The organism is Paraburkholderia bannensis NBRC 103871 (genome assembly GCF_000685015.1).
Lineage (GTDB): Bacteria > Pseudomonadota > Gammaproteobacteria > Burkholderiales > Burkholderiaceae > Paraburkholderia > Paraburkholderia bannensis.
In genome coordinates, this window is record NZ_BAYA01000068.1 from 1 (window position 1) to 9,380 (window position 9,380).

7 protein-coding genes are annotated in these 9,380 nt (G+C 55.1%); 4 read left to right on the forward strand and 3 right to left on the reverse strand.

The window, feature by feature from the left end; all coding sequences use genetic code 11:
- Positions 1-2,774 precede the first annotated feature (2,774 nt).
- Positions 2,775-3,044, forward strand: coding sequence for a helix-turn-helix domain-containing protein (locus BBA01S_RS39040; RefSeq protein WP_027821120.1), 270 nt, complete (start codon positions 2,775-2,777; stop codon positions 3,042-3,044).
- A 25-nt stretch (positions 3,045-3,069) separates the two neighbouring features.
- On the opposite strand, the gene BBA01S_RS44945 is transcribed toward BBA01S_RS39040, so the two are convergent.
- Both BBA01S_RS44945 and BBA01S_RS39055 read right to left on the reverse strand, forming a co-directional pair.
- Positions 3,070-3,582: a hypothetical protein gene (locus tag BBA01S_RS44945; protein WP_063750603.1), complete on the reverse strand. Its 513-nt coding sequence runs from the start codon at positions 3,580-3,582 to the stop codon at positions 3,070-3,072.
- A gap of 832 nt (positions 3,583-4,414) precedes the next feature.
- Positions 4,415-4,999, reverse strand: coding sequence for a recombinase family protein (locus tag BBA01S_RS39055; protein ID WP_027821121.1), 585 nt, complete (start codon positions 4,997-4,999; stop codon positions 4,415-4,417).
- Positions 5,000-6,608: 1,609 nt separating this feature from the next.
- Here BBA01S_RS39055 and BBA01S_RS48580 point away from each other — a divergent pair.
- The 3 genes from BBA01S_RS48580 (at position 6,609) to BBA01S_RS44960 (ending at position 8,813) form a co-directional block, all read left to right on the forward strand.
- Positions 6,609-7,325 carry a HigA family addiction module antitoxin gene (locus tag BBA01S_RS48580; RefSeq protein WP_322787857.1) on the forward strand — a complete coding sequence of 239 codons (717 nt, stop codon included), beginning with the start codon at positions 6,609-6,611 and terminating at the stop codon, positions 7,323-7,325.
- A 608-nt stretch (positions 7,326-7,933) separates the two neighbouring features.
- Positions 7,934-8,590, forward strand: a complete 657-nt coding sequence (locus BBA01S_RS39085) for a ParA family protein (RefSeq protein ID WP_027821122.1) — start codon at positions 7,934-7,936, stop codon at positions 8,588-8,590.
- Positions 8,583-8,813, forward strand: coding sequence for a hypothetical protein (locus BBA01S_RS44960; RefSeq protein ID WP_042298638.1), 231 nt, complete (start codon positions 8,583-8,585; stop codon positions 8,811-8,813). Before BBA01S_RS39085 ends, BBA01S_RS44960 begins: the two co-directional genes overlap by 8 nt.
- Before the next feature lie 99 nt (positions 8,814-8,912).
- Here BBA01S_RS44960 and BBA01S_RS47745 read toward each other — a convergent pair.
- The coding region (locus BBA01S_RS47745; protein ID WP_167336095.1) for a helix-turn-helix domain-containing protein at positions 8,913-9,380 on the reverse strand (468 nt) is incomplete at its 5' end.

Genomic DNA, 9,380 nt, shown 5'->3' on the forward strand with positions numbered 1-9,380 from the left:
CTGCATCAACTCGTCCAGGTTGAACAGGGCCTCTTTCTCGATCATGACAAAGTGCGCCTGCCCCGGCTGTACAACCTTGGAGATAGGCGCCCCCATGACGGACCGTAGGCGTGGTTGTTTCTTTGTCATATGTGACAGGAACCCTGTCATGATTGATGTGGTTGATAGTGTATTTTTTGACAGTGTATTGGTCAACCGTGACAGGAATCCTGTCAAAAAGTGACACCTTAACCTGTCACCAGCTATGACAGGCTGGCCCACATGACCCGTCCACTACCCCCCTACTACCTGTCACCAGCTATGACGCCCTAGCCTGTCACCAGCTATGACATGTCGGCCTCTGCAAGCCATTGATTTATAAAGGGGCAAAAGACGCGTCTCTCTTATGATCTAAGGAAGGTTTGTTGTTCACCTAGGTCTGTATATCCAGCCCCCCGCAAGCGGGGGATTAGTTGGCCCCCATTGGCGGTGCCTCACCCGCCGACGGCTTACGCGGTGCGATGGCCGAGATTCAGAGGCTGTAAATCTCATCAGGACAAGCGGAGCGCGTCAGCCCGAAGGGAAAGATCGCGGAGGGGCCTGTGGGCAAGGTGGGGCAAGCTATCAGCTTGTCCCGGCTTGTCCATGGGAGCGCGGGCGTACCGGAAGTGCTAAGAAGTAGGTGAAGCCGGGTTAGTAAACGCTGACGGTTAGCCGCAAAAACGGAACCAACATATGCGTTGGTCGGAACCCTGTTATGCGTAGGCCCTCGATTACCACGGTGGCATAAGGGTTTGAGACCGATTCCAGGGTGTTTCGAAGGGCCTAGTGGGCCAAAAACGGAACCCTCTTATGCGTAAAACGGAACCAAGATATGCGCTGACCAGAACCTACTTATTCGTTGACGTTTCGGTTTGTAGGCAAGGATTCGAACATCGGAACAGGCATGTTCGGCTAACCATGAATTTGTACGAATACCCCAAAAGATGCCCGAATAGCCAGAAAAGGCCCACCAGATAAGGCTTCAGTCAGTACCGCATCTGCTGAAAACCCACAAAAACGGGCTTTTTTAGCCTGACAAATTTTGGGGTAGCCTGCCGTCCAAGCCACCTTGTCAGAATGCGGCGTGTCGCAAATCTGTACTCAAATGGCGGTGTTCTACGCCATCTGTGACGCGTTTCCGACTTCACACCCTACGAAGCCTGAATCACAGCCATGTGAAACCAGATGCGCCAACTAGCGCAAAGCTGGAGCGAAGGTTCGCCAGCGTGATCGCGCGTGGGCGTGGAACCGTGATCGGTAATCTGAAAGCCGAGAAAAGCAGCTTGCCAAGGAGTAGGTCTGCAAACGTCATCTACATGGCAGCAGCATCAGTCCGCCAAAGCCGTAAATCGGCCCACTAAGGGGCTAGGCTGCTTTGGGATGGGGTGAGCTGGCCATATTCAATCCAACCTGCTGTAAGGGCTGAGAGCGATCGCGGATGTGTCGGACTATGCACCCGGTTGCGTACTAGCGTGCAACGTATTTCCTAGGTTCGGCAACGTATTGCGTGGGTTCTGCAACGTAGCTGATGTGAAACCTACTTCACTGCGCTGTGAAATGCACTTCGCACGGTAGGAAACGTACTTCACATCATGCGAACTGGCCGCCGGCATCGCTCACCAGATGAGGCAGATCCGCCTCATTTTTGAATCAACCGGCCTCACTTTGGGCATCCAGCCTCAAATTTGAGGCCAATCCGCCTCATTCCGCGTCCCTTTCTGCAATAGGCGTTGGCACAGGTTCGCCATCCGCGATCATGTCGGCTACGCATTCTGCAACTACCTGCCTAATCCCGGCCAGCGCTGCTGCTTCCGTTGGTTCCAACCAGCTCAGGCTGGGGAATTCGGCGCACAGGCCTACGTATTCTTGGTCCTCGTCAGACCAGATGGTGCGGTACGTGTACAGATCAGCGGACATTCTGGTTCTCTCGGTTCATCGGTTATTTGGCCGGATTCTATAGCGGACGACAGCGAGCCTCAAACACCTAAAAGTTGCCTAAACAACCAACTCAATAAGAGAAAATATTCTGTAGGAGATATCTATCAAATCCTTACCAGGTAAGCCTCAAATTAATTCGGACTATTGAATTTTTTGATGGGGCGGATGATAATTTTGGTCTATCAAAAAGGAGTTTCATGCAGCAACGACGTCGGCCCGGAGAGCGGGCCAGGATGCACCCGGAAGTAAGCCCATCCGGGTATCCATTAGATGCAGATAAACGCCTACGGGCGAGGGCTGTTCTCCACGGCCAATCACTTGGCGAAGCCTGCCGTAGCTCTAGGGAACACTTCCCGCACTACTTGGCCAACGCTGAAAGCTATGTGGCCAGTACTCGGTGCGATGTCCGGCCGGGAGAAGTTTCGCAGCACGAGATTGACCTGATGCTCCGGTTAGCGGACGTGCGGGCTGGCAAGGCCCGTAACCCATCATGGAATGAAATGCTGGCTCGGGAGATTCAGAGGGTGGTCGAGGAAACCATTCGGGAGAAAATCTCTGACGCGCGCCGCGCACGGCAACGCGCTGCTGTTCAAGAGTACGGCCAGAGATACAGCGAGCGCATGGCCCCGGTTGACCCTCGGGCGATCTCAGAGGCCCCATATTAGAGGTTCTCTAAGGTGGCCATTGATTTATAAGGGTTTTTGTCCGCGCAGTGACAGTCGGCGGAAAATCGAGGCCCCGCCCAGCAAGGGTTTCCGGCTGCCGAGAAATGAAGGAAACTCCTTCGTTGGCAAATTTTTTTACACCCGGAGTTAATGAGCACTCAACGCAAGCCCAAGGCCGTTGGCGGGCAGATAGCGGAGGCGGTGACATATCGCCTCGACCTGTATGAACAAGCTCTTCACGGCGCGGAACCCACCGACCTACACGCCCTCGTGATTGGGGAAGCCGAAAAGGCGCTGATCCAGTGGACGATGGTGGCCGTCGAGCACAATCAATCACGCGCAGCCGAATGGCTTGGCATATCCAGGCCCACGTTACGCGCCATGCTGGCCAAGTACGGTATTCAGCAGGTTAACCGGTAGCGCGTGATCGATCTTTAGAGGCTCATCAGTCCAAAAGATCAGTCAGATTGGGAGCCGCTGGATGAGCGGCCAAATCTCCTTCATCTTCCGTCTGAATATCATCTGCACCCACCTGTACTAACCGGCTCAACAAGGCGTTGTAGAACACGTCATGCTGCCGTTCCTTTTCCTTATAGAGCTTCTCGATGACCTTGAGCGGGTTGAGCAGAAGAACATAGTTAAACTCGCCCGAGACCCCCTCCCTGGCCTTGATAAAACCGAGATCCCTCAGGCGGCCCATCCGGTTGCGCCATGTGGTCTCAGCACGAGGCCCGCTAAACCCCGACTCAAAGGCCAGTTCGCGAGGATTACGAACCTCCAAAAAGGCCTCATCAAACACCCAACACCACAGAGTCAGGTAGGTATCCGAGAGAGGAAAGCCTTTATCTGAAAGATTGTCGAGAATGCGACCGATCAGGGTGATTGTCCGAGGTACCGTCGTAAACCCAACGCTCTTCGCTCGCAGCCAGAGTTCGTCCTCGCTAACCTCTGGCCACATGGTCGATCTCAAGAATTTCCTTCGATCAGAAGCGCGCTTCGGGCCTTTTTTTCTGACGATATCGCTCTCAGATGCCACTTTTTTACCCTAAATATTGGTTTTTTGACGTTAAGATGTAATGGATATTACGTTTGATGCTTTGAAGGTGTCCCATATGATACCATGGATCCAAGCCCAATAAGGCCTACACAGATTTTCCGTGCTCATAGGTATCCATGTACACATAGTTTCCCATAGTACTTATAGTTCTAATCGTGCTAGTTCCCTTGCCGTGATTCAAAAATTGCAGCGTGAGGTCGAAAAACTTAAACTTCACTCCGCAGTCGATATCTACTTGTCTATATCGAGGAATTTTCGGTTTAGCCGCTAAAGTTCCTCTGGAACAAGTGGGAAGTAGAGGCAAAAAAAAACCTACGAAGCTGTTGGCGCAGCCCCGCAGGTTTGGAAGGTGGGTTAGGACCCGAGCATCTGGACAAGCGTAGTGATGCCTTGTTGCAGATGGTGCCATCCGACTACTACAAAGCAGATGGCAACGACGATTTCGGCGCTTTGGCCGAGGATGTTGTGAATCATGGTTTTTCACCTATAGAAGCGCAGGTTAAAAAAACCAGGACTACGGGCTTTCTTATGAAGGGACCGCCCGCAATCCTGGAAAGAGTTGCGGACCGCCTGCGTCGAGTCCGAGATGGATCATATCAAAAGCCATCTTGGGGCACGAACTATTTCTGATGAAAAAGCTCGCATTGCGGGCTTTTTTACTTTATAAGCAGGAAAAAAGACCTTTTAATCGCGTTCCAACTCGAATTGAAAAGGTTTTGTAATAAATGTAGCCCTAGCGGCACGCCCTTTTCACTGTCGCCGTGCCCACGGCGAAGTGCTCCGCCGTCCTGCTGATCGATGCACCATGGTCGGTCCGCCATGCCTTGATCGCTGCGTAGTCATGGGCGCGCTGCCGTCCTGCGTATTTCCCCTCCGCCTTGGCAATCGCTATACCCCGTCGCTGCATCTCGGCCCGATTCAGGTAGTCTGCCTCACCCTGCGCGGCCATGAACGCCAGCACCGCATCGCGCGACGCTTTCTGGATCGCATCTGTTGCGCAGCCGTCGAACGCCATCCCGTTTAGCGTGCATTCGACACGCACGTTCATCTCCATCAATCGCCGCATCGTTGCGTGCATTTCGTCGTACCGGCGGCTGATTCGATCAAGCCAGCGCACCACCAGCACTCCACCGTGCCGTAGATCATGTTCGACCTTGGCCCACTGCGGTCGATCCAGCGGCGCAACGTGATACCCGCTCACACCTTCGTCAATGAACGTGTCCTTCTCGCTGACACCGTGGGCTTTTGCGTCCTCGACTTGGCTGGCGATGGATTGGCCGTCCGTGGTGCTGATTCGACCGTAATACAGCTTGCGCATGGTTTGGATTGGATCAATTGGGTTGGTGGATCAATCGTACCGGCTGGCTCACATACGATCAATCCTATTGACCCACCTTTCGCATCTCCCGTGACTGGATCACATTGGCATACCCTATTGATCCATAGCAAGGTGTGCAGGAGGGAATCGCCCAATATTTAGGGTCATATTTGTTAGGAGGGCCAGCATTTGGCTACCCCAAGACCTTGGCAGCTCCGGCGGTGGGCGGACAACTACAAGGTGTTGTGCGAGTTCGAGATCGTCAACGTCGTCAAAAGCATCATCGTGTCGATCCAAATTCAAGTTTTTTCGAGGCCCAATGTTTCGTATTTTCACGGTGAAAAGGTTTTTATGGGCTAGCGAAAAATCGCCAAGAACCGCCACCAGTAAGGCTTTGAAGGATATGAAATGCCGGCCGCTAACAAATAAAAAATACTATTTAATAGTAAAATTAATAGTTTTTTTCTATTTAAATGTATGGCTAGAACCGGCAACCACGATTGACACTTCTTGAAAGCTGATACGATTGTTCTCGGGCGTGCTGATTTGACGCCCAAAAAGAAACGGCGCGGGAATCCGCGCCAGTTTCAAGATAGGGGAAGGGAAACCGTCTGAGTCCGTGGAAAGAGTAGGACGGCCCCCTTCGATCATGTAACCCCATTTTTAGGGAGGGCACATGAGTACAGCAACTGCGTATTGGCTGATTGCAGCCAACTACCTTTGCGTTGGCTCGATCTACGTGGCTCTAGCGTACTGTCATCGCTAACAGCCAACTGCCAGGATGGAACCTGATTAACAAGTCTTGGACTTGTTCTCCGGCTATATCCTAGCAAACCGTTACTTACGGTCGAGATTAACACACGCGGATCGGCCACGTGCATCGCGTCGCCGTTGCCTCCGGCCCAGCAATGGGCCGTTTTCTTTTTTCCATCCTGCATTTCCACCTGCGGCGGACCGATAGCGACGTAGTTGTCGAGGTGCCGCAGCACGTCTTATGCAACCAGTTCGATAGGCGCGGTGGCTAGTAAGCACCACGTACCTGCACGCTTGGGAGCGTGTCGATCTTGAATATCTTCGGCGCAGAATAAATCGTCCCTTCAACTTGATGGCGTCGAGTCGTGACACATCACGAGTTCCTGTACCCAGCACGGGTACAACCGCCGCTAGTGGACTGCCGAAAGTCGTGACGCCATGCTCTTACCACAGCGTTTCACGATGCTGCGTGTTCGTTTTCCCGACTCATAGGAAAACAGCGGCGCGACCTGGTAGTTGGCATGAGCGAACATATCGGGGTGCGCACATACCGACGAGTTGTGACACCAACCTAAGAACGTCGCCGACAAGAACGGCACTATCACAGCGGATAAATGGAAAGTATGGAATACATTGGGGCGGCAATTTCCGGCGTTATTAAGCTGTGCGAGACCATGCAAGCCAATCCGATTGGCGCGCTGTGCCTGCTCGCAATGACCCGAATCCTTGCGGTTGCGTACGTGCAGCGTGGCACCAAGCCGTAATGAGACGGTGCGCCATGACCACGGGCACAGCGATGTGTATAGCAACACGCGTAGCTATATAGTTACGCGTACACGAGTGCTATCGTTTGAACATGACGACGCCACGCACCCGCATGCATAACCCTCCACACCCAGGCGAGATGCTGCTCGACGGTATTAATGCCCTCAAGCTCACGCCGCAAGATGCTGCCGCGCAGCTCGGTGTGCCGTTGGATGACTTGGCAGATGTACTGAATGCTAAGGCATCAGTGACCGCCGAACTGGCTCTGCGGATAGAGGCATGGCTGGGTGTAGATCATGGTGGGCGTGCCGAACTGTGGATGGCGGAGCAGGCAAGCTACGACCTATGGCACGCTCAGCAGCGCGGAGAGCGGAATGTAACGGCTGCGTCATCCGCAGATGCTCCTCGATCATTTCGTAACAGCGAGCGCTGCCCCACTCATCCGGGTGAGATCCTGCGCGAGGACGTTATCCCAGCCCTCAAGCTTGCGCCGCAAGACGTGGCCGCGCTGCTCGGCGTGCCGCTGGACAATTTGATGCGCGTATTGAGTGGCGATGCGCCAGTGACCGCCGAGTTAGCTTTGCGCATCGAGGAATGGCTTGGCGTCGATCACGGCGGCGATGCTGAATTCTGGCTGGCGATGCAGGTGAGCCACGACCTATGGCACGCGCGCCATCTCCGCCGCTGGCGACTCAACACGCCTGAGCAGGAAGCCGCGATCCAGCGCGGTATCGCGCAAGACCTGGACGTGCCGGAAATGACGACTGAGCAAATCCAGTCAATGAAGGCCCGCCGCCCCCGCCCGTAAGTGCCGCCCCGCACATGGGACGCCCCCCCGTCTCCGGGTCCTTCTCCGCCCTCTTAAAGCGTGGGCACTGCGCGCGTGCGATGTCCGGCTACATACAAACTTTTGAAATTTGGGTAACAGGTAACACTTTGGTTGTCACCTATTGCCTGGAACGCCCGTCCAGCAATGATTTAGGCCAAATCGACTGGTTGGCAGGTGGGTAACACTCCGGTTGTCAGTTGTTACCTTGGTTGTCGGTTTGGTTGACACCCTGCGCCCTCGAACGGCCCCGGCCAAAAATTCACGGGTCCCTCCTAGCCCTGCTTTCGCAAGGGCACTGCGCGCGTGCGACTTGTATCTAGCTACAAAATTTTCAAATTTGCTTGCGGGGGCAACCTGCATGCAGAAAATCCCCGAAACGCCCGCCCTATAAGACTTCTAGGCTCCGCAACCAAACCGTAACTTGCATGCAGAAACCGGCAACCTGTCAAAATTTTGACACCCCGGAACTGTCAGTATCCTGACACCCCGAAGCTGGATTTATCTTCGGCCAGTTACTTCAGTGACCTAGGCGGCGTGTATCATCCCCTGGATATCCATATTTCATCAAAGCATGAAAGGATGATTTCATGAAAACAATCATAGTCGCTAGCCAGAAGGGCGGTTCCTCGAAAACAACCATCGTGGAGTGCTTGGCCGTGGAGGCTGAACGGGCAGGGGACGGCCCAGTATGGGTGATTGATACCGACCAGCAAGGGACATTGAGCGAGTGGCACGACCGGCGGGCCGTAGAGGCTCCGCAGCGGGCCGATGTTGCGCTGTCCAGGGTTGGGGATGGCTTGGCTGCTCTGGCGGCTCGTGGGGCTTCTTGGTGTTTTGTGGATACCGCGCCGGCATCGAGTAAGCAGAACGCCGCCCTGCTGACGCTGGCCGACCTTGTGCTGATCCCCGTACGCCCTTCCCCCGCCGATCTATGGGCCGTAGCGGAGACTGTTGAGGCCGTGAAGGAGGCGGGCAAGCCGTTTCTGTTCGTCGTCTCCCAGGCCAAGCAGAAAGCCGGGATTACCGCCCAAGCCGTAGCCGCCCTCTCCCAGCATGGTCCTGTGGCCGAAGCCTTCATGGCCGACCGGGTAGCGTATGCCGTGGCTATGACCTCGGGCCAGACAGCCCCGGAGCTGGCCGCCAAAGGCCCAGCAGCCGCAGAGGTTGCCCACCTGTGGGAATGTGTGAAATCATGCTTTCATGAAAAAAAGCAACCGCAACGCGTGAGGAAAGCCCGTGGCTAAAGCAACCCCCCTAACATCCGCCGACCTGACGGCGCGGCGAACCAAGGCAAAGAGCGCAACACAGCAGCGCGGGGCGGTCCCCTCGGCTGATCTGGTGCCGCTCCAGTTCAAGATGCCGCCCGAGTTCGTCCGGGAGTTCAAGCAGGCCGCGCTAGACCACGACATGAAGCTAAACACGCTTCTGGCGGCTTGCTTTCAAGAATTCATGAAATCAGGAAAGTAACCCAACCCGGAATTTGTACACCATAGAATCGGCCGGAAACCTTTATCCAGAAAGGCTTTGGATTCTTGACCGGGGATTTGTACACCATAGGCCGACCGGTTACAGGCCCTCTGGCTCGCCGGTATCTTCGACCATGGCCACAAACGCGACAGGCTCCGTGCCCTCGATAAGTCCCTGTGCGGGCGGGTCGGGTTCTGCTCCCACGGGTAGGACATGCTCCCCACGGTTCGCCAGTGGCATGCGTTTGGGCTTGCCCAGCTTAAGATCGGCGGCCACCTGCTCGGCACGGGAGGCAACGACAATCGCGGGAAATACGGCGTGCTGTTTGTCGTCCTGTTTTCCGACCCATGCGAATTCCTGGTTGATAGCCAGCGCGTGTGCGCCACCGACCCGCAGACGGCGCACGAACTCGCCTTTTACCAAGGTGCGGAGTGCTCTGGCCACCGTAGAGGGCGACACGTCTAGCATCTCCTGCATGGCCTGATTGCTGGCGACAACCACGCCGCCGCTTCCCGGCTCCAGCAACCGCGCAAGGCTCATGAACAGGCGGGCGGCCTGCATATCGGC

What these genes read in the sequence shown, in the direction of transcription:
- BBA01S_RS39040 (WP_027821120.1), top strand. Translation starts at nt 2,775, where the DNA reads ATGAGCACTCAACGCAAGCCCAAGGCCGTTGGCGGGCAGATAGCGGAG.
- BBA01S_RS44945 (WP_063750603.1), bottom strand. Translation starts at nt 3,582, where the DNA reads ATGTGGCCAGAGGTTAGCGAGGACGAACTCTGGCTGCGAGCGAAGAGC.
- BBA01S_RS39055 (WP_027821121.1), bottom strand. Translation starts at nt 4,999, where the DNA reads ATGCGCAAGCTGTATTACGGTCGAATCAGCACCACGGACGGCCAATCC.
- BBA01S_RS48580 (WP_322787857.1), top strand. Translation starts at nt 6,609, where the DNA reads ATGACGACGCCACGCACCCGCATGCATAACCCTCCACACCCAGGCGAG.
- BBA01S_RS39085 (WP_027821122.1), top strand. Translation starts at nt 7,934, where the DNA reads ATGAAAACAATCATAGTCGCTAGCCAGAAGGGCGGTTCCTCGAAAACA.